The 18,263-nt window shown below is 40.3% G+C and carries 26 protein-coding genes; 13 read left to right on the top strand and 13 right to left on the bottom strand.

Annotation, left to right across the window (positions count from 1 at the left end):
* Positions 1-98: 98 nt before the first annotated feature.
* Positions 99-581: a CcdC family protein gene (locus tag QLQ22_RS12230; protein ID WP_223443368.1), complete on the top strand. Its 483-nt coding sequence runs from the start codon at positions 99-101 to the stop codon at positions 579-581.
* A gap of 128 nt (positions 582-709) precedes the next feature.
* On the opposite strand, the gene QLQ22_RS12235 is transcribed toward QLQ22_RS12230, so the two are convergent.
* The 3 genes from QLQ22_RS12235 to QLQ22_RS12245 form a co-directional block, all read right to left on the bottom strand.
* Entirely contained in the window at positions 710-1,135 is a 426-nt protein-coding gene (locus QLQ22_RS12235) for a DUF2621 domain-containing protein (RefSeq protein WP_223442870.1), read from the bottom strand.
* A gap of 71 nt (positions 1,136-1,206) precedes the next feature.
* A complete protein-coding gene (locus QLQ22_RS12240; protein ID WP_223442873.1) occupies positions 1,207-1,401 on the bottom strand; it encodes a hypothetical protein in 195 nt (64 codons plus the stop codon).
* A gap of 144 nt (positions 1,402-1,545) precedes the next feature.
* Positions 1,546-1,704, bottom strand: a complete 159-nt coding sequence (locus tag QLQ22_RS12245; RefSeq protein WP_223442876.1) for a YflJ family protein — start codon at positions 1,702-1,704, stop codon at positions 1,546-1,548.
* A 126-nt stretch (positions 1,705-1,830) separates the two neighbouring features.
* Here QLQ22_RS12245 and QLQ22_RS12250 point away from each other — a divergent pair, with 126 nt between their 5' ends.
* A complete protein-coding gene (locus QLQ22_RS12250) occupies positions 1,831-1,983 on the top strand; it encodes a hypothetical protein (RefSeq protein ID WP_223442879.1) in 153 nt (50 codons plus the stop codon).
* On the opposite strand, the gene QLQ22_RS12255 is transcribed toward QLQ22_RS12250, so the two are convergent.
* The 3 genes from QLQ22_RS12255 to QLQ22_RS12265 form a co-directional block, all read right to left on the bottom strand.
* The gene (locus tag QLQ22_RS12255) at positions 1,960-2,139 is read right to left on the bottom strand and encodes a hypothetical protein (protein ID WP_223442882.1); all 180 of its coding nucleotides are present in this window, start codon (positions 2,137-2,139) and stop codon (positions 1,960-1,962) included. The genes QLQ22_RS12250 and QLQ22_RS12255 overlap by 24 nt on opposite strands.
* A gap of 154 nt (positions 2,140-2,293) precedes the next feature.
* Positions 2,294-2,698 carry an Hsp20/alpha crystallin family protein gene (locus QLQ22_RS12260; protein WP_223442885.1) on the bottom strand — a complete coding sequence of 135 codons (405 nt, stop codon included), beginning with the start codon at positions 2,696-2,698 and terminating at the stop codon, positions 2,294-2,296.
* A gap of 268 nt (positions 2,699-2,966) precedes the next feature.
* Positions 2,967-3,113, bottom strand: coding sequence for a small acid-soluble spore protein P (locus QLQ22_RS12265; RefSeq protein ID WP_223442888.1), 147 nt, complete (start codon positions 3,111-3,113; stop codon positions 2,967-2,969).
* A gap of 130 nt (positions 3,114-3,243) precedes the next feature.
* Here QLQ22_RS12265 and QLQ22_RS12270 point away from each other — a divergent pair, with 130 nt between their 5' ends.
* Complete coding sequence (locus QLQ22_RS12270; RefSeq protein ID WP_223442892.1) at positions 3,244-3,507, top strand: hypothetical protein; 264 nt, start codon at positions 3,244-3,246, stop codon at positions 3,505-3,507.
* Positions 3,508-3,541: 34 nt separating this feature from the next.
* Here QLQ22_RS12270 and sspO read toward each other — a convergent pair whose 3' ends face one another.
* Positions 3,542-3,691, bottom strand: a complete 150-nt coding sequence (gene sspO, locus QLQ22_RS12275; RefSeq protein ID WP_070877357.1) for a small acid-soluble spore protein SspO — start codon at positions 3,689-3,691, stop codon at positions 3,542-3,544.
* A gap of 242 nt (positions 3,692-3,933) precedes the next feature.
* Here sspO and acnA point away from each other — a divergent pair, with 242 nt between their 5' ends.
* The 7 genes from acnA (at position 3,934) to QLQ22_RS12310 (ending at position 8,968) form a co-directional block, all read left to right on the top strand.
* Positions 3,934-6,660, top strand: a complete 2,727-nt coding sequence (acnA, locus tag QLQ22_RS12280) for an aconitate hydratase AcnA (protein ID WP_223442895.1) — start codon at positions 3,934-3,936, stop codon at positions 6,658-6,660.
* Between the two features lie 158 nt (positions 6,661-6,818).
* Positions 6,819-7,331 (top strand): TlpA family protein disulfide reductase, encoded by a 513-nt coding sequence (locus QLQ22_RS12285; protein ID WP_223442898.1) that lies wholly within the window; start codon positions 6,819-6,821, stop codon positions 7,329-7,331.
* A gap of 105 nt (positions 7,332-7,436) precedes the next feature.
* On the top strand, positions 7,437-7,577 hold the full coding sequence (locus QLQ22_RS12290; RefSeq protein WP_375142520.1) for an FbpB family small basic protein: 141 nt from the start codon (positions 7,437-7,439) through the stop codon (positions 7,575-7,577).
* Positions 7,578-7,643: 66 nt separating this feature from the next.
* Entirely contained in the window at positions 7,644-7,787 is a 144-nt protein-coding gene (locus tag QLQ22_RS12295; RefSeq protein ID WP_223442901.1) for an acid-soluble spore protein N, read from the top strand.
* A 94-nt stretch (positions 7,788-7,881) separates the two neighbouring features.
* A complete protein-coding gene (gene tlp / locus QLQ22_RS12300; RefSeq protein WP_223442904.1) occupies positions 7,882-8,112 on the top strand; it encodes a small acid-soluble spore protein Tlp in 231 nt (76 codons plus the stop codon).
* A 128-nt stretch (positions 8,113-8,240) separates the two neighbouring features.
* Positions 8,241-8,657 (top strand): acyl-CoA thioesterase, encoded by a 417-nt coding sequence (locus tag QLQ22_RS12305; protein ID WP_252208671.1) that lies wholly within the window; start codon positions 8,241-8,243, stop codon positions 8,655-8,657.
* 8 nt (positions 8,658-8,665) lie between these two features.
* Positions 8,666-8,968, top strand: coding sequence for a hypothetical protein (locus tag QLQ22_RS12310; RefSeq protein ID WP_223442910.1), 303 nt, complete (start codon positions 8,666-8,668; stop codon positions 8,966-8,968).
* Between the two features lie 12 nt (positions 8,969-8,980).
* On the opposite strand, the gene QLQ22_RS12315 is transcribed toward QLQ22_RS12310, so the two are convergent.
* The 3 genes from QLQ22_RS12315 to plsY form a co-directional block, all read right to left on the bottom strand.
* The gene (locus tag QLQ22_RS12315) at positions 8,981-9,283 is read right to left on the bottom strand and encodes a HesB/YadR/YfhF family protein (RefSeq protein ID WP_223442913.1); all 303 of its coding nucleotides are present in this window, start codon (positions 9,281-9,283) and stop codon (positions 8,981-8,983) included.
* 72 nt (positions 9,284-9,355) lie between these two features.
* A complete protein-coding gene (locus QLQ22_RS12320; RefSeq protein WP_252208672.1) occupies positions 9,356-10,480 on the bottom strand; it encodes a CapA family protein in 1,125 nt (374 codons plus the stop codon).
* A 178-nt stretch (positions 10,481-10,658) separates the two neighbouring features.
* Complete coding sequence (gene plsY, locus QLQ22_RS12325) at positions 10,659-11,243, bottom strand: glycerol-3-phosphate 1-O-acyltransferase PlsY (RefSeq protein ID WP_252208673.1); 585 nt, start codon at positions 11,241-11,243, stop codon at positions 10,659-10,661.
* A gap of 115 nt (positions 11,244-11,358) precedes the next feature.
* On the opposite strand from plsY, the gene QLQ22_RS12330 reads away from it, so the two are divergent.
* Positions 11,359-11,772: a CoA-binding protein gene (locus tag QLQ22_RS12330; RefSeq protein ID WP_240549822.1), complete on the top strand. Its 414-nt coding sequence runs from the start codon at positions 11,359-11,361 to the stop codon at positions 11,770-11,772.
* Positions 11,773-11,910: 138 nt separating this feature from the next.
* On the opposite strand, the gene QLQ22_RS12335 is transcribed toward QLQ22_RS12330, so the two are convergent.
* Together QLQ22_RS12335 and QLQ22_RS12340 are read right to left on the bottom strand one after the other, a co-directional pair.
* Entirely contained in the window at positions 11,911-12,069 is a 159-nt protein-coding gene (locus QLQ22_RS12335; RefSeq protein ID WP_252208674.1) for a hypothetical protein, read from the bottom strand.
* A gap of 298 nt (positions 12,070-12,367) precedes the next feature.
* Positions 12,368-12,964 (bottom strand): PadR family transcriptional regulator, encoded by a 597-nt coding sequence (locus QLQ22_RS12340; protein WP_284016695.1) that lies wholly within the window; start codon positions 12,962-12,964, stop codon positions 12,368-12,370.
* A gap of 333 nt (positions 12,965-13,297) precedes the next feature.
* On the opposite strand from QLQ22_RS12340, the gene parE reads away from it, so the two are divergent.
* Both parE and parC read left to right on the top strand, forming a co-directional pair.
* Positions 13,298-15,265 (top strand): DNA topoisomerase IV subunit B, encoded by a 1,968-nt coding sequence (parE, locus tag QLQ22_RS12345; RefSeq protein WP_223442925.1) that lies wholly within the window; start codon positions 13,298-13,300, stop codon positions 15,263-15,265.
* A 4-nt stretch (positions 15,266-15,269) separates the two neighbouring features.
* The gene (gene parC, locus QLQ22_RS12350) at positions 15,270-17,690 is read left to right on the top strand and encodes a DNA topoisomerase IV subunit A (RefSeq protein ID WP_284016696.1); all 2,421 of its coding nucleotides are present in this window, start codon (positions 15,270-15,272) and stop codon (positions 17,688-17,690) included.
* A gap of 195 nt (positions 17,691-17,885) precedes the next feature.
* On the opposite strand, the gene QLQ22_RS12355 is transcribed toward parC, so the two are convergent.
* Entirely contained in the window at positions 17,886-18,194 is a 309-nt protein-coding gene (locus tag QLQ22_RS12355; RefSeq protein ID WP_223442929.1) for a hypothetical protein, read from the bottom strand.
* Positions 18,195-18,263 lie beyond the last annotated feature (69 nt).

Raw genomic sequence — 18,263 nt, forward strand, 5'->3', positions numbered from 1 at the left:
CCATTAAATCAAAGAACCATCGGATATTAGACAAGATGGTTTTTTATTTATGACTAAAGTATATTATAATATAAGTAACTCCGTGAAAAGGATTGATCATATTGGTCATTTTCTCAACAATTATTGCAGTCGTGATGGCATTAGGTGTCATGATGATACGCATGAGAGCTTCTAAAAAGCCTGCTAGTGCCAAAAAGATTATCTTACCGCCAATCTTTATGAGCACTGGTGCATTGATGTTTTTGCATCCTATGTTCCGTGTGACTCCGTTTGAATTTTTGGAAGCGATCACGCTCGGATGTATTTTCTCTATCTTTTTAATTAAAACTTCAACATTTGAAGTGAAAGAAGACAAGATATACTTGAAAAGGTCAAAAGCTTTTGCATTTATATTAATCGGACTGCTGATTATTCGAATCGCTTTAAAATTTTACTTGAGCAATACGATAGACGTAGGGGAACTAAGCGGGATGTTCTGGATCCTTGCGTTTGGAATGATTGTCCCTTGGCGAATTGCCATGTATCTTTCCTATCGGAAGCTCGAAAATCAGCTCAATCCGCCAAATATTCAGGCTACATGAAAAACCCACCAGGAGATCCGGTGGGTTTTTTAAATGATAGAGATTTATTTAATGCCTGTTCAAGCGCATAACTCATTGCTCAGAACTGCACTGTCATGCCTGAACTTAACAAGGCGTTTACGCTTTTCTTAAAATAAAGCTCTGTATGGTGTATGATCGATTTCTTTTTCCTTAAGTCTTTTTAACAGGAATTTATGATCTCGTTTAGGAGTTGCTGTAATATAACCGCGAATCACCAAGTCCTGAGTGATTCGTTCTGCGTTTTCCTTTAATGCCATTTCCCCGATTTTGCCTGCAATTTTAGCTCTTGCAACATCTCTGAATAATTCAGGCACAGGTTCTACAAGGTCTTCTAAAAGCTCTTTCTGCCTTGAATCCCATAGGTGCCTTGTTTGCTGTATGTAATAATCTTCCCAATCCAGGTCCGATTTTCCATCCTCTTTTGGTAAACGCTTTAAAAATTTGCGGAACATAAAAAATCCGCCTATTCCAAGCATTCCTGCCAAAAAAACGACCCAGAAAAGAATAAACCATAGGAACCAGCCGTCTAACATCTTTCAAACCCCCGATCCAGCCTGCAATCTGCCTCTATTATACACCACGAAAAAGGGGTTGAAAAGTTGTCTTATCCGGACTGGACCTGTTTTGAGAGCTCCAGCAAGGATTTTTTTATCGCATTGCGCTTATTTCGGTCTTTGCCTGATGAGAGGTGTCCCAGCAGCTCTGCATGTGCAATATAAAAAGAGCGTTTATAAGAGAGGTCAATACGGATTGTCCCGGAATTTGTGGGAAGATACAGAATTTCATACAGTAACGTCATAAACGCTCCTCCTTATTCAGCAGTTTCTTATTCATTATATGATTAAAAACGACTATAAAAAAGAATTATTTTCCTTATTAATGTAAATTTTTTTTGAAGTCATTCGATTTTATAGTTCCATATACCTATAAAAAACTTCCTGTGTCAGGAAGTTTCATCCATTTCTTGAGTGAATCGGAAATACAGGTTCCGCAGAACGTAGGTTTTGTATAATTTCAATTTCCGTCTTTCAATTGGGTGTTTCGTGATCCCCATTTCTCTCAGTTTTTTAACATACCATCCTTTTGAACCATAATAAGCCATATGAAAACCCCTTTTTATATAGTTAGGAGAAAATATGATAAAAAGAGGTTTTTCAGAACAAGTACAGTCTTTATTAAGAAACTTTCATGTCTTCCCATCATATATTGATCTATAGGAGGCTTAGACATGGAGAAGTATTATTGTACAAATTGTATGCAGCTTTTAAATCAAAACCAATTATGCAAACGCTGCGGCAACAAGGTAATTAATAAAATTGAAATAAATGTTCAAACCCACCATCCGAAAACAACTGGCTTAAAAAAAGAATCGGACTCCTAGCTGCGGCATCTTTTCAGGTGCCGTTTCGCTCGTTTCCTGCTCTGAATCCTGAACAGTCTTACTTGTTTCATTTGCTCCTGTTTGAATGGAATTCCCAAAATTCACTACTCCGCCTGTAATTTCATGTATGACAAGATTTTTAATAAATACACCCAATCCTTCCACGCTCCTTCTCAATACTAATATGCCAATTGAAAAGGACTTGTCTAAACCTTTACCTAAAGAGACATAAAAAGGCTTGCTCTTGATTTTGCTCAGGCATGGCTATTAAGAAATTTAGCCAAAACAAAAAGCAAGATAAAATCTTGCTTTAATTTGTAAATTGGACAGGGATGTGACACCCGTTGCGTGCACAGCTGCCTTCTTTGCATATTTTCACTTCCAGAATATCATTTGAAAAAAAGGCTTCTATCATTTTTTTCTCAAGCGAAAAAGGAAGAAGAATGGATCTTTCCAGCTGATCTTTATCTTCATTTGCAGATAGAGAAGGATGGGCCGAGATGATTAACGTTTCTTGATTGGTTACTATTTTTATATCTTCTGGATTTATATTTGTGAATTCTGCTTCTACAATATATTCATCACTTGTTTCAAATAAATCCACACGGAAAGAATGGTAATCAAGCAGAGCTGAGAATGGATCTGTGAAAAATTGATTCATCCAGTCTTCAATACAGCTTAGATCAGATGGCTTTGAACGTTTTTTTTTGTCCATCTAAAATTGACCTCCAAAAACCATACTACTTAAATCATATTCAGTTCATAGACATTGCGTGAATGAAAGTAAAAGAAATATAGAAGAGTAATAATAATGAAAGGGTCAAAACTTTTTTCTGCGGAAGATTGTTCACAAGATCACCTGAGCTCTAAGGGGATGTAATCTGTATAAAATATTTTATTAACAGACAGGGATGTTAATGCTTAGCCAAAAAAAATAAAAATAGTTGAACGGATGCCTGAAGCAGAGCCGTTCATATTGATGATTACATGTCGTGGTGTGAGTTATGTTTTTGGCGTGTATGATTCCGGTTCTTCACTTTTTTAGACCCGCTTAATGGTTCAGGCTGACCCGGATTATTGCCTTTTGGTGCATTCTTGTGCATATCTTTACTGTCATTTTTATTGGTCATGTTTTTTCACCATCCTTTCTAATTAGGATGAAACTTTTAAGATGCAATCATACAAATTAAAGCCTGTATAATATGACCATTTATATCCCACAATAAGCTACATATCAGCATTATTACAGGAGGGAATTAAATGCCATACCATAAGGATAAACAGCAGGCTTTTCAGGCTGCCCAGCAAGGAACCGCACAGGCGGAAAATATGTATCAGCAGCTTTCCGCTGACAGCTCAGAATACGGCATTCAGCTTAGCCACTTAAAAGAAGAAGTGAATGAGGCATATGAACAAATTAACAATGCATTAGAAGTAGCCTCAGAAACTCAGCGTGCAACATTAGAGCAATACAGAAAAGATCTCTCAAGAATTGTTGCAGAAGTGAATATTGAGAATCAATAAGTTGAAAAACGACGGGAATGCCGTCGTTTTTTGATTACTGATTTTTTTTGCGTTTTTTATTATTCTGCTTCTGGGCAGCGGTCAGAGGCTCATTCGAAAATTCCTCATTATATCCTGTCCCTTTTCCTTGTGCTGAAGCAGCGTTCATGCCTTCTATGACATGGTTTGCTTTACGTTTTGCCATTCTCTTTCACCCCCATGGATATAGTGTATGTTTCTTAAGGAAAATGATGTGCGCGTTTACAATTCAATATATTAAAAAAGTACTGAAGTTTTAAACGATAAGAACTACTTATGTAGTTTGATAACAGCATTGTTATTTACTTATGTTTAAACATGTATTAAGATGAAATTGTGCGAATAATTTGGTGGGAGAGACCGAGGTTTCGACACACGTCGATTTTGATTTAAAAGGGGAGAAAACATATGACGAAACAACAGCAATTATCACATCACGATGTTTTCCAAGCGCGTAAAAGTTTTACAGTAGGCGGAAAAACATACAACTATTATTCATTAAAAGCATTAGAAGATGCAGGGGTCGGCAATGTTTCAAAATTGCCATACTCAATCAAAGTTCTGCTTGAATCAGTTCTAAGACAAGTAGATGGAAGAGTCATCACAAAAGAGCATGTTGAAAATTTAGCAAAATGGGGAACGGCAGAGCAAAAAGAGCTTGATGTGCCATTTAAGCCATCACGTGTTATTCTGCAGGATTTCACAGGCGTTCCGGCTGTAGTGGACCTTGCTTCGCTCCGTAAAGCAATGGCAGACATCGGCGGAAATCCTGATGTCATTAATCCTGAAATTACAGTGGACTTGGTAATCGATCACTCTGTTCAGGTTGATAAAGCAGGAACAATGGATTCCCTTCAATTCAATATGGAACTTGAGTTCGAACGCAACGCTGAACGCTATAAATTTTTGAGCTGGGCAAAGAAAGCGTTTAATAATTATCGCGCAGTACCTCCTGCAACTGGAATCGTTCACCAGGTAAACCTAGAGTACCTGGCAAACGTTGTTCATGCAGTTGAAGGCGCAGACGGCACATTTGAAACATACCCAGATTCACTTGTAGGAACGGATTCACATACAACGATGATCAACGGCATCGGCGTATTAGGATGGGGTGTCGGCGGCATTGAGGCTGAAGCTGGAATGCTTGGACAGCCATCATATTTCCCTGTTCCAGAAGTAATCGGAGTAAAATTGACAGGCCAAATGCCAAACGGCACAACGGCAACAGACCTTGCCCTTAAAGTAACACAAGTTCTTCGTCAAAAAGGCGTTGTAGGCAAGTTTGTTGAATTCTTCGGACCTGGTGTACCGCAGCTTCCGCTTGCAGACCGTGCAACAATTGCCAACATGGCACCTGAATACGGCGCAACTTGCGGATTCTTCCCAGTAGACGATGAATCATTAGAATACATGAAGTTAACTGGCCGTGACCAGGAGCTTGTAGATGTTGTTGAAGCATACTGCAAAGCAAACGAACTATTCTTCTCACCTGATGTAGAGCCAGTCTACACATCTGTTGTAGAAATTGATCTTGGTGAGATTGAAGCAAATCTTTCAGGTCCTAAGCGTCCTCAGGATTTAATTCCACTGTCAGCTATGCAGAAATCTTTCCAAACAGCTCTTGCTGCTCCAGCCGGCAACCAGGGCTTTGGTTTAGAAGCAGCAGAAGCTGATAAAGAAATTAGCGTAACGCTTGCTAACGGTGAAAAAACAAAAATGAAAACAGGTGCAATTGCCATTGCCGCGATTACAAGCTGCACAAACACTTCTAATCCATATGTATTGGTTGGAGCTGGTTTAGTAGCTAAAAAAGCAATCGAAAAAGGCATGAAGGTTCCTGCTTATGTTAAAACTTCTTTAGCACCAGGTTCAAAAGTTGTTACAGGCTACCTTGAGAACTCCGGATTACTTCCTTATATGAACCAATTAGGCTTCAATGTTGTCGGTTATGGATGCACAACATGCATCGGGAACTCCGGTCCTCTTGCAGAAGAGATCGAAAAGGCAGTTGCTGAAAACGACTTGCTTGTTACATCTGTTCTTTCAGGCAACCGAAACTTTGAAGGAAGAATTCATCCGCTTGTAAAAGGAAACTATCTGGCTTCACCGCCGCTGGTTGTAGCCTACGCTTTAGCTGGTACAGTGAATATCGACCTTAAAAATGATTCATTAGGTAAAGACAAGGATGGCAACGATGTATTCTTTAACGATATCTGGCCATCAATGGACGAAATCAATGAGATCGTAAAACAAACGGTAACACCTGAGCTCTTCCGCCAGGAATATGGCAGAGTATTTGATGATAACGAGCGCTGGAATGCGATTCAGACAACAGATGAGGCATTGTATCAGTGGGATCAGGATTCCACTTATATTCAAAACCCTCCATTCTTTGAAAACCTGAATCCAGAGCCAGGTCTTGTTGAGCCGCTAACGAATTTGCGTGTTGTTGCAAAATTCGGCGATTCTGTTACAACAGACCATATCTCTCCAGCCGGTTCAATCGGAAAAGATACTCCTGCAGGACGTTACCTTCAGGAAAAAGGCGTCAGCCCGAGAGAATTTAACTCATATGGTTCACGCCGCGGAAATCATGAAGTTATGATGCGCGGAACATTTGCAAATATCCGTATTAAAAACCAAGTAGCACCAGGAACAGAAGGCGGCTATACAACATATTGGCCAACTGGTGAAGTGACTTCCATCTATGACGCTTGCATGAAGTATAAACAAGACGGAACTGGTCTTGCCGTTCTTGCTGGTAAAGACTATGGAATGGGAAGCTCACGTGACTGGGCAGCAAAAGGCACAAACTTACTGGGCATCAAAACAGTTATTGCTGAGAGCTTTGAGCGTATTCACAGAAGCAACCTTGTATTCATGGGCGTTCTTCCTCTGCAGTTCAAGCAAGGTGAAAGTGCTGAGGTTCTTGGCTTAACAGGTAAAGAAACTATCGAGGTTCTGATAAATGAAGCAGTTAAACCTCGCGACCATGTGAAAGTAAGAGCAACTGATGAAGAAGGCAATGTAAAAGAATTTGAAGTGCTTGTACGCTTTGACAGTGATGTTGAAGTTGACTACTACCGCCATGGCGGCATCCTTCAAATGGTCTTACGCGAAAAAATAAAAGGCTAAATTGTGAAAAGGACGGAGTTTCCGTCCTTTTTTTGCGTGGTTTTATTGTCCTTTTTAATAAGAGATGATTTAATAAAATAGAACGCAAATAGGTGGTTGTCCTATTACCATCTTCCTTACATATAAATGAGATATAAGGGATATGCAGCAAGGGGGAAATGAAATTGAAACGAATACTTGCCATTGGTCTGCTTGTGTTTTTAGCGGGCTATGCAGTCTGGTTTGCGATCCTGCCTAAAGAACCAAAAGAAGGGCTTGAGATAGGAAATAAGCCGCCAGAATTTGAACTTGAGATGCTAAACGGAGAAAAAGTTCATTTAGATGACGTAAAAGGCAAAAAAGTGATGGTCAATTTCTGGGCTACATGGTGTCCGCCGTGCGAAGCGGAAATGCCGGAAATGCAGAAGCTGCAAAATGAACACCCTGATGAATTGGTTGTTCTTGCTGTTAACATGACAAATGCTGAAAAAAGCAGGGAAGATGTTGAAACATTTATTTCAAAACGGAAACTAACCTTTCCTGTAGCTTTGGATAAGGATGGAAGAGTAAGTGTTCAATACGAAGTATATTCGTATCCCACAACATATTTTCTTGATGAAGAAGGAAAAATCCTTAATATTTCCCGCGGTGCGATGACAAAGGAAACGATGGAGAAACTGCTTGAAATCTAAGTTTTAAAGACTGTTTAGGTAAACTAAGCAGTCTTTTTTTGTTTTTTCTAAAAACTTGTACTATTTTTCTTTTTTATGGCAAAACTGAATGTATTATGTATGGAGGTGTCTCGCTTGAGAAAAATAAAAAAAATGACGTTTGAAGAGTTAGTTCTTGAAAATAAGAAGGAACTGTTGAAGGACCAGGAAGCTTTAAATCGGCTCGAAGAGAGAGTAGAGCAGAGGCTGCTGGATAAGCTCAGTTAAATCCAACACTTGGTTGTCATGTTTGCCGCTCAAATGGTGAAGATAATAGTGAGGAGGCGAAAGATCATGACAAACTCAAATGATAAACAAAGCCATTTCACTCCAAACCACATTGGAACAAAATCCAGAGGTTTTGGCGGAAATAAAGGAAAAAAAATGCAAAATAAATCGAATGAACATCCACAGGTAATGCAAACAAAAGGTGAGTAGTTCAAAATAAGTTTTCATAATATTATTATGTAAACTTATTGTTTGTTTGCATTTCATTCTTATTTTAATCAAACTTAACAAAGGATGTGTTCACATGGGTTATAAATCAAATCCAGATGATCGTTCAGATAATGTTGAAAAGCTGCAGGATATGGTTCAAAACACGATTGAAAATATAGAAAAGGCACAGGAAACGGCAGAGTTCTCAAGTGGCGAAGAAAGAGCCCGCATCGAAGCTAAAAACCACCGCCGTGAAGAAAGTCTTGAAGCCTTCCGTTCTGAAATCAGCGATGAAGCATCTGCACGCGAGAATGGCTATAAATAACTAAAAAAATTATAAAGGATGACCCTCAAGGGTTATCCTTTATTTTTTGTTGCCAATGACAGCATATGGTATGATAATATTTATTCGTTGTCCTAAATTTGGATGCTTCATAAGGAGAGGGAACAAATATGCATGTTTCAAAAAAAGAGATAGAAGTAAGGTACGCAGAAACGGATCAAATGGGTGTCGTGTATCATGCCAATTATTTAGTATGGATGGAAGTGGGCAGAACACAGCTGATTCAGGATCTGGGCTTTTCTTATGCAGATATGGAGAAAGAAGGAATTATATCTCCAGTCATTGATCTCCAGGTTCAGTACAAAAAACCGATGAAATACGGTGAAACCGTCAAAGTACATACTTGGATAGAAGAATATAACGGCTTTAAAGTGGCATACGGCTACGAAATGTATACGCCTGAGGGAGAGCTTGCACTTCAGGCAGTTTCAAACCATGTGTGTGTCAAAAAGGAAAATTTCAAACCAATTCAAATCCGCAAAAAATATCCGGAATGGCATGCAGCATATGAAAAAGCGAAAAAGTAGGGATTTCTGTGGCATTTGGAATTAAGCGCAAGGAAATGTCGGATTGGAAAGCCAAAGTAGCAAAAGGAGAGGTTGCATTTCTGACCCATTTTTGGACAGACCCAAGATTTCCTGCTTCGCATGCTGTTACAAAAGCAGGCTGCGCTGATTTGTCCAAGCTCATCGAGTGGGGAGAAACGTTTGGATTAAAGAAAGAGTGGATTCATCATAACAAGGATTATCCGCATTTTGACTTGATGGGAGCGGTACAGCTAAAAGTCTTAGAGGCACATAACTTAATTGAACACATCGAACGTTTCCGTTTACGTTAAAAAAACCGCAGATTATTTACCTGCGGTTTTTTTATAATCAAATACGGGTTCCCTTTTTTCTTCGTCAAAGTCAATCACTAAGTCGTTTTGATCAAAATACCAAATGTCACTTTCTTCAATAAAAAAGGTAATGCCGTTTTTTTCTGTTTTTGCACCAGCTTGCTTTGGCTGATCTTTTACTACACCTAATGAAAAACCCTTTTGTATGGTGCTGGTGCCTCCGTATCGGACAAAAAATCGAAACGAATCTCCGCTTGCAACATTCATTTCATTCTGATACCACTCTGCCGCTTTGCCACTAATATGTATGTTCATCCTGAGTATCACTCCTTCTTTCATACGATACCACGAAAAGGCAAATCAAAAACAAAACTCGGCAAAATTCTTTTAATTTTCTTCATTTAAATTTTGAAACATATGCTCTTGTATCGCATTATTTTGAGCCTGATCAACATTCTTCAGTTCTTTTACGCGGTATGCACGGTTGTTTTGATTGACGACAATTGTCGGAACAAAGCCCGGCTCAGTCACCTCTATTTTTTTTGTTCCTTTTGAAAGTTCTTTCGTTATTTTTACGGAGAAAATTCCGCCAATTTCTTTATATTCACCAACTTGACCTGATAAGAAGTTTCCTAAAGAGTAGACGACAAAGGTTTTTTTGCCATTTTGACCTTCTACCCATTCCATTGGCTGAAGGACGTGGGGATGATGTCCAATCACTAAATCAACACCCTGATCAGCCAAAAACTTCGCTAACTCCTGCTGTTCCTCATTTGGAAGACGGATATATTCTACCCCCCAGTGCATGCTTACTATGACAGCATCTGAAAGCTTCTTCATTTCTTCAATATCTTTTATCATTTTGGGTTTATCAATTAAATTAACGAGATGAGGTTTTCCCTCTGGAACGGGAATACCGTTTGTTCCGTATGTATAAGCCAGAAAACCTAATTTCACGCCATTTTTATTGATTACCCGAGGTTCATCAGCATCTTGACTGTTTCGGTAGCCTCCAACATAAGGCATCCCGATTTCATCATAGCGGTCAGTCGCGTTCAATATGGCTTTCTCGCCGCGGTCAAGCGTGTGATTGTTGGCAATTCCCGCAATGTCCACACCAGCATCCTGAAATGCATCCACAACCTCGAATGGGCTGTTAAAAGAAGGATAGGTGGACAAACCTATTTCAGTGCCGCCAATCATTGTTTCCTGATTGGCGAATGTGATGTCGCTCTTGCCAATCAAAGGTTTTACATCTTTAATCATTGGTTTGAAATCATACGTGCTGCTGCCTGTTTTTGCATCGTTATAAACACGCCCGTGGATCAATATATCTCCAATTGCTGAAAGTGTAACAGCGGATTTGAATGATTTGGGCTGCTGAGACATATTCATTCCGGAATGCGCTTTCACAGGGTATTCTGTATTTTCCTGCGGCTCTGCCAAAAGAAAGAATGCTGCTCCGATTGCGGCAAGCAGAACGGCAGCTGAGAGGATCCATTTCTTCATCATGTAGTTTTCTCCTATTAATGATCTTTTTTATTATCATAAACGATAGAATAAAAAAAGGAAATCTTATTTAGGCTCATTCAGCCTGATAGGTTAGGGGAATACTATGTGTCCGCTGTGTTGATTGAGATAAAGGTCTTCTGCTTTCTATGTACATGAAAAAAGCTGCCCTCGGGCAGCTTTAAATCCATTTTACTTTAGGTTCTGTTTTATCCCTTATACGTTTAATATTTGCGCGATGACGGTATATAACAAACAGGGACAAAATGCTGACGACTGCAATTAAAACCGGGTCACCGATGAAAATGCTGAAAATGATTGCATAGATGCCTGTGAGCATGGATGACAGTGATACATACTTTGTTAAGTATAAGAACAGAAAGAAAACAGCAAGCATCGTAATGAACATCAGCGGTGCAGAGAACAAGAGAATGCCACCTGAGGTAGCAACTGCCTTTCCGCCTTTGAAATTGGCAAACAGCGGGTACGTATGGCCAATGACAGCGAAGATTCCGATCAGCAGCGGATGCACGTTCTCTAAACCAAAAAAGAATGGGAGGGATGCTGCAAGCGTTCCTTTTAGTATATCCGCACTGGTTACAAGCAGTCCTGCTTTTACACCAAGAGTGCGGAATGTATTCGTACCTCCCAGATTCCCGCTCCCATGCTCACGGATGTCAATCCCGTAACCGACTTTCCCGACGATAAGGCCAGAAGGAATGGAACCGAGTAAATAAGCTAAAATAATAATGGCTGCAATAATCAATGAATCCGCTCTCCTTAGTTTATAATTGAATAAAACTATTTTATCATGTAACTAGCACCTAAGACTACGTCATAAAAAAGAAACGAAAAAAAATCATACAAAAGGAGTTTTTACAATGAGTATATCCATCCCATCGAGAGAAGAAATTGGAAAAATATTAAAAAAGAGCAAACGAATCGCTGTAGTGGGCCTGTCGGATCAGCCTGAGCGCACTTCTTACATGGTCAGTAAAGCGATGCAGGATGCAGGATATGAAATTATTCCGGTGAATCCGACAATCAAAGAAGCGCTTGGTGTGAAAGCAGTTGGCTCTTTAAAAGATATAGACGGTCATATTGACATTGTGAATGTTTTTCGCAGGTCAGAGCATTTGCTCCCTGTTGCAGAGGAATTTTTAGAGATTGATGCAGACGTATTCTGGGCTCAATTAGGTCTCGTAAATGAGGATGCCTATCATTTATTGAAGGATAAAGGCTGCACGGTTATCATGGACCGCTGCATTAAAGTAGAACACGCTTTAACAAAATGAAATCACAGGGGGTGACCCTGTGATTTTCTTATGCCGGAATTCTATGAAGAAAGTGATGGTTTGTAAAATGCAGCAATTGCCCCTAAAACAATCGTTGCGGCACCTGCATACATTAGCACGCTTGCAGAGCCTATCCAATTAGAAATTATGGTTCCCGCAAGCTGGTGATGACAGCATAGAGAGTGTATGCAGAGCCATGGCTGCAGCGGATACGCTGCCCATGAATTCTTTAGGGGTTTCATCCTGCAGCAAGTAACCAAAAGGAATGGCAAAAACAGAACCCAACAGCTCTAGCATGAACGCACTTGTATACCATATCCACTAATCCAGAACAAATATTTTTAATCCCCCGAGCCCTGCATGCACAATAATGACTTCGCTCAAGAAAGCCGATAACGCTCCCATACCTCCTGCACACCGCAGCTGCCATCATCCAAATAAGGGGCATCTCACACCGTACAAAGCAATTAGTAAACCACCTAAAGATAGCCCGATTAGTTTCATTGAATTACACGCTGAAGAACCTGTGACCAAATAATAAAAGCCGGGACTTTTAAAGATTTAAATTGACCTCACAGCATAACCTCCTGTAAGTTCAAGAATTTAACTTGCTATTGCGCCGTTTAAGAAGCTCATGCTCCATGCTGAGAGGATCTTGTGAGGGCGGCAGGGCCCCATTTTTTAATTTTTCAACAGATTCATCTATCCAGCGAATTTCAGTTTCCAATTTCATTTCTGCATAGCGGATGCCGATCATTCCGATACTTGAAATAAATGAAGTGCCGTTTTGCTGCCAATGGCGGACGTATTGAAGCAGCTCCGTACTCTCTTCTTTTCTTTTCTCTAGATGGGATACTAGAAGATCTTCGTCCATTTCTGAATGCCATGCTGCCAATTTCATAAATAATTCATCTTTCACAGATGGATAGGACGGGGCTTCAGACAGCCAGTTTTCAAGTTCAATCCAGCCCTTTTTCGTCAGTTCATAGTGCTTTTTCTGCCGGCCGCCATGTTCTTTTGAAACAGAGTAAATGTAGCCGTTCTCCTCCAGGTTTTTAAGCTTGGGATAGATGCTCCCATAGCTCATTCCCCAAAAAAGGCTTGAAGCTTTGGTCTCAAATTCACTTTTTATATCGTATCCTGTAGCGGGAGTAAAACTGATGACGGCTAAAATAGAGTGTTCAATCGACAATGTGAGGCCTCCTTATGGATTGATGTATCAATCTGATATATCATTATGTTATGTCTAAAAAGGGAGCAAATTCAACATTTTTCCAAAATATTTTCAATTTCAGCGTGCATCTGCTAAGATTTAGTTTGCGAAATTTTTAGCAACAGATAAAATATAGCTTGGGTAATTATTTTTATACGCTACTTTTTCTAAACAATGGTAAACTTGAAAGAGAGTAAAGGTGCAGGGCTTGTCACGTTGCCTGATGGTAAGATATGATAAAGAAACATACGTTCTTAATGTACAGCAATGTCTGACGTGACATTTGTTTTTTTTGAAAGGAGCTTAAATCGTTTGGGTAAGCAGCAGCAGTTTGATTACAATGATGATGCGATTCAAGTATTAGAAGGATTAGAAGCAGTGCGGAAAAGACCGGGTATGTATATCGGCAGCACTGATGCGAGAGGCTTGCATCACCTCGTCTATGAAATCGTTGATAATTCCGTTGATGAAGCATTAGGCGGATTTGGTGATCACATAATCGTGAAAATACATAAAGATAATAGTGTGTCTGTCCAGGACAAAGGGCGCGGAATGCCTACTGGAATGCACAAGCTCGGAAAACCGACAGCAGAAGTCATTATGACAGTCCTGCATGCCGGAGGGAAATTCGGACAAGGCGGATATAAAACGAGCGGCGGGCTGCATGGTGTTGGCGCCTCTGTAGTTAACGCACTGTCTGAATGGGTAGTCGTCACCATCCATCGCGATGGATTTGTCTATGAACAGCGATTTGAAAATGGCGGTAAACCTGCAACAACTCTAGAGAAAATCGGAAAATCGGGTAAAACAGGCACTATCATTCATTTTAAGCCTGATCCAGTTATATTCAGCACAACAACATATAACGCTGAAACATTAAGCGAGCGCTTACGGGAATCCGCTTTTCTTTTAAAAGGCCTGAAAATTGAACTGATTGATGAACGGAATCAAACAAAAGACGTTTATCACTACGAAACAGGAATCGAAGCATTTGTCGCCTACTTGAATGAAGAAAAGGATTCCCTTCACAATGTTGTCTCCTTTGAGGGTATTCAAAACAGCATTGAAGTTGAATTTGCTTTTCAATTTAACGACGGATACTCAGAGAATATTCTCTCATTTGTTAATAATGTGCGGACAAAAGACGGCGGAACACATGAATCTGGTTCCAAAACGGCCATGACCCGTGCATTTAATGAATACGCAAGAAAAGTCGGCATTTTAAAAGAAAAAGATAAAAATCTGGATGGATCAGATATACGGGAAGGACTTTCAGCCATCATTTCTGTAAGAATTCCGGAAGAACTGCTGCAATTTGAAGGGCAGACGAAAGGAAAGCTCGGCACAAGTGAGGCAAGATCTGCAGTTGATTCTGTCGTATCGGAAAACCTTGCTTACTTTCTTGAGGAAAATCCGGAGACAAGCACGCTGCTTGTCAGAAAAGCGATTAAAGCTTTTCAAGCACGGGAAGCAGCACGAAAAGCCCGCGAGGAAGCAAGAAGCGGAAAGAAAAGAAAACGTTCTGAGGCCACGCTTAGCGGAAAACTCACCCCTGCACAATCCAGAAATCCTCAAAGAAATGAAATTTATCTGGTTGAGGGTGATTCTGCCGGCGGTTCAGCGAAACAGGGACGGGACAGACGCTTTCAGGCCGTTCTTCCATTGCGCGGAAAAGTCATTAACACAGAAAAGGCAAAGCTTGCAGACATTTTCAAAAATGAAGAGATTAATACAATTATTCATGCCATCGGAGCAGGTGTCGGAGCCGATTTTAATGTGGAAGACTGCAATTATGATAAAGTCATTATCATGACAGATGCCGATACAGATGGAGCGCATATTCAAGTACTGATTTTGACCTTCTTTTACCGCTATATGAAGCCGCTCATTGAAGCAGGCAAAGTTTTTATCGCTCTGCCGCCTTTATACAAAGTCAGCAAAGGGACAGGAAAAAAAGCGGTTGTGGAATATGCCTGGTCTGATGAAGAACTTCAGGTTGTTCTAAAAAAAGTAGGAAAAGGCTATATGATACAGCGCTACAAGGGTCTTGGAGAAATGAACGCAGATCAGCTGTGGGAAACGACAATGGATCCGGAGACAAGAACATTAATCCGCGTTCGCATTGATGATGCCGCACGTGCTGAGAGACGTGTCACGACATTGATGGGTGACAAGGTTGAGCCTAGACGGAAATGGATAGAAAGCAATGTTGCATTTGGCTTAGATGAAGAAACCAACATTTTAGAAAACGAGAACCTATCCGTCGCAGAGGAGGAATAACTATATGACACAGCCAGAAAAATTTCGCGATCTCCCTCTTGAAGATGTGATAGGTGACCGTTTTGGGCGTTACAGTAAATACATCATTCAAGACAGGGCATTGCCTGATGCACGCGACGGGCTTAAGCCAGTTCAGCGCAGAATCCTATATGCTATGCATGTGGATGGAAATACAAATGACAAAAACTTCCGCAAATCCGCAAAAACAGTCGGTAACGTAATCGGCAACTACCATCCTCATGGCGATACATCAGTATATGACGCCATGGTGAGGATGAGCCAGGATTGGAAGGTCCGCAATTTGCTGATTGAAATGCATGGAAACAACGGCAGCAACGACGGAGATCCTCCAGCTGCGATGCGTTATACAGAAGCAAGGCTTTCTCCGATTGCATCGGAACTTCTCCGTGATATTGATAAACGTACTGTTGAATTTGTGCCAAACTTTGATGATACCAGCCAGGAACCTCTCGTACTGCCTGCCATGTACCCGAATTTGCTCGTTAACGGCTCAACGGGGATTTCAGCAGGCTATGCGACGGATATTCCTCCTCATCACCTGGGTGAAGTGATCGACGCTGTCATGAAAAGGATTGATCAGCCGAACTGTTCGGTTGACGAGCTGATGACGGTGATTAATGGTCCTGATTTTCCGACTGGAGGAATCATCCAGGGAATCGAAGGCATTAAGAAAGCCTATGAAACAGGAAAAGGCAAGATCATCATTAGAGGAAAAGCAGAAATTGAAAGCATCAGAGGCGGAAAACAGCAAATCGTCATTACAGAAATCCCTTTTGAAGTGAATAAAGCCAATCTTGTCAAAAGGATGGATGAGTTCAGAATTGAACGGAAGCTGGATGGCATTGCAGAAGTCCGTGATGAAACAGACCGCACAGGCATGCGAATCGTTGTTGAGCTGAAGAAAGAAGCAGATGCACAGGGCATCCTGAACTATCTTTATAAAAACAGTGATTTGCAGGTGCCTTACAATTTCAATATGATTGCCATTCATAACAGAAGGCCGACGTTAATGACGCTTCCGACAATCTTAGATGCGTATATTGCACACCAGAAAGAAGTCATTACTAACCGTTCCAACTATGACTTGCAAAAAGCACGCGAAAGACAGCATATTGTTGAAGGTTTAATCAAGGCACTTTCGATTCTTGATGAAGTCATTGCGACAATTCGTGCTTCAAAAGATAAGCGGGATGCTAAAGATAACTTAATTTCTAAATTTCAGTTTACAGAGCTTCAGGCAGAAGCCATTGTCTCCTTGCAGCTATACCGATTAACCAATACGGATATAACGGCGCTTCAAAATGAAGCAAAAGAGCTTGATGAAAAAATCACAGCCCTTCTTGAAATCCTGAACAACGAAAAAAGATTATACCAAGTCATCAAAGCAGATTTGAAAAAAATCAAAAAGACGTATGCCGATGAAAGAAGATCTGTCATTGAAAATGAAATTCAGGAGATTAAAATCAATCTTGAAGTCATGATTGCTTCAGAAGATGTAATCGTCACGGTGACGAAAGATGGCTACATTAAACGCACAAGCGGACGGTCATATGCAGCATCAAATGGCCAGGACTTTGGAATGAAGGAAACAGACCGTTTGCTCGCTAAATATGACATAAATACAACTGATGTCGTTCTTCTCTTTACGAATAAAGGAAATTACATCTATTGTCCTGTGCATGAATTGCCTGATATCCGCTGGAAGGACCTTGGGCAGCATATCGCCAATATCGTAAATCTAGAGCGGGATGAACAGCTGATAAAAGCGATTCCGGTCAAAGACTTTACAACTGAACAATACTTGCTGTTTGTCACTAAAAACGGCATGGTCAAAAAAACGGAGTTAAAGCTGTATAAAGCACAGCGATATTCTAAGGCATTGATGGCAGTAAACTTGAAAAATGATGATATCCTGATAGATGTACATGTTACATCTGGAAGAGATGATCTCTTTATTGCAACACAATTCGGGTACGGCTTATGGTTCTCAGAGGAAGAAGTGAACATCGTAGGAGCAAGAGCAGCGGGTGTGAAAGGCATTAACTTAAAAGAGGGAGATTCCGTAGTCGGAGGCTCAGCCTTTACAGCCGGAGAAATTCCTCAAGTTGTTATTGTTACTCAAAGGGGAGCCGCTAAAAAAATGTCACTCAAGGAATTTGAAAAAACCTCACGTGCTAAACGCGGATTGATCATGCTGCGCGAGCTTAAAAATAACCCTCACCGGTTAGTCGGCATGCAGATCATTCGTACCGAGGATACGATTATGATCAAAACGGAAAAAGGACAGATTGAAGAAATTGCACCTCAAACCTTAAGAGCAAATGATCGTTACAGCAACGGTTCATTTTTCATAGATGAAGGAGATTCAGGATCTGTAAAAGAAGTTTGGCGCATAACGAAATAATTAATGATAAAAAAGACATCCTCAGAAAATAGAGGATGTCTTTTCTTTTTATTTGCTTTTAGAAAAGTAATCAGTGAATGCATGCATAATCTCAATTCCCTGATACAGGAATAGACTGACAGCTGTTAATGAAAAACCTGTCACCATAATAAATCTCAGCCAAAACATCGAGTCGCCCTCCTTTACATATAGTCTCTAGGATGGAAGCGATGCTTTATCGAAATAAGATGATTGGTAAAAAACAGCCAGTAAAAATTTCTTTCTGAAATTCCATCCTGTAAGCATGGCAATGAAATAGACTGCAGCTAAAAGAAAAGATTCAGTTTCTGCCAGACTGTGTTCAATGAAGAAAGGGAACTTCAGATCGTCTTTGTCATCAGCAGAGGATGGCTGCACATGCTCTTCAAGATCAAAAGCAGGTGCGGTAAATGAATGCTGGTGGATTTGCGGAACGGTTCCTGCAAGGAGTAGGGCAATGAGAATAAGTAAGATAGGCTGTCTCATAACTTTCCTCCTTTTTTTATAATAGAACTATCATAACGCACAATTTCAAATTAGAATAGAGGAAATTTT

The sequence above is a fragment of the Metabacillus hrfriensis genome, assembly GCF_030127205.1.
In the GTDB taxonomy this organism is placed as follows: domain Bacteria; phylum Bacillota; class Bacilli; order Bacillales; family Bacillaceae; genus Bacillus_P; species Bacillus_P dongyingensis.

What these genes read in the sequence shown, in the direction of transcription:
- QLQ22_RS12235 (WP_223442870.1), bottom strand. Translation starts at nt 1,135, where the DNA reads ATGTTAGACGGCTGGTTCCTATGGTTTATTCTTTTCTGGGTCGTTTTT.
- QLQ22_RS12240 (WP_223442873.1), bottom strand. Translation starts at nt 1,401, where the DNA reads ATGACGTTACTGTATGAAATTCTGTATCTTCCCACAAATTCCGGGACA.
- QLQ22_RS12245 (WP_223442876.1), bottom strand. Translation starts at nt 1,704, where the DNA reads ATGGCTTATTATGGTTCAAAAGGATGGTATGTTAAAAAACTGAGAGAA.
- QLQ22_RS12250 (WP_223442879.1), top strand. Translation starts at nt 1,831, where the DNA reads ATGGAGAAGTATTATTGTACAAATTGTATGCAGCTTTTAAATCAAAAC.
- QLQ22_RS12260 (WP_223442885.1), bottom strand. Translation starts at nt 2,698, where the DNA reads ATGGACAAAAAAAAACGTTCAAAGCCATCTGATCTAAGCTGTATTGAA.
- QLQ22_RS12265 (WP_223442888.1), bottom strand. Translation starts at nt 3,113, where the DNA reads ATGACCAATAAAAATGACAGTAAAGATATGCACAAGAATGCACCAAAA.
- QLQ22_RS12270 (WP_223442892.1), top strand. Translation starts at nt 3,244, where the DNA reads ATGCCATACCATAAGGATAAACAGCAGGCTTTTCAGGCTGCCCAGCAA.
- sspO (WP_070877357.1), bottom strand. Translation starts at nt 3,691, where the DNA reads ATGGCAAAACGTAAAGCAAACCATGTCATAGAAGGCATGAACGCTGCT.
- acnA (WP_223442895.1), top strand. Translation starts at nt 3,934, where the DNA reads ATGACGAAACAACAGCAATTATCACATCACGATGTTTTCCAAGCGCGT.
- QLQ22_RS12285 (WP_223442898.1), top strand. Translation starts at nt 6,819, where the DNA reads ATGAAATTGAAACGAATACTTGCCATTGGTCTGCTTGTGTTTTTAGCG.
- QLQ22_RS12295 (WP_223442901.1), top strand. Translation starts at nt 7,644, where the DNA reads ATGACAAACTCAAATGATAAACAAAGCCATTTCACTCCAAACCACATT.
- tlp (WP_223442904.1), top strand. Translation starts at nt 7,882, where the DNA reads ATGGGTTATAAATCAAATCCAGATGATCGTTCAGATAATGTTGAAAAG.
- QLQ22_RS12305 (WP_252208671.1), top strand. Translation starts at nt 8,241, where the DNA reads ATGCATGTTTCAAAAAAAGAGATAGAAGTAAGGTACGCAGAAACGGAT.
- QLQ22_RS12315 (WP_223442913.1), bottom strand. Translation starts at nt 9,283, where the DNA reads ATGAACATACATATTAGTGGCAAAGCGGCAGAGTGGTATCAGAATGAA.
- QLQ22_RS12320 (WP_252208672.1), bottom strand. Translation starts at nt 10,480, where the DNA reads ATGATGAAGAAATGGATCCTCTCAGCTGCCGTTCTGCTTGCCGCAATC.
- QLQ22_RS12330 (WP_240549822.1), top strand. Translation starts at nt 11,359, where the DNA reads ATGAGTATATCCATCCCATCGAGAGAAGAAATTGGAAAAATATTAAAA.
- QLQ22_RS12335 (WP_252208674.1), bottom strand. Translation starts at nt 12,069, where the DNA reads ATGCTAGAGCTGTTGGGTTCTGTTTTTGCCATTCCTTTTGGTTACTTG.
- parC (WP_284016696.1), top strand. Translation starts at nt 15,270, where the DNA reads ATGACACAGCCAGAAAAATTTCGCGATCTCCCTCTTGAAGATGTGATA.
- QLQ22_RS12355 (WP_223442929.1), bottom strand. Translation starts at nt 18,194, where the DNA reads ATGAGACAGCCTATCTTACTTATTCTCATTGCCCTACTCCTTGCAGGA.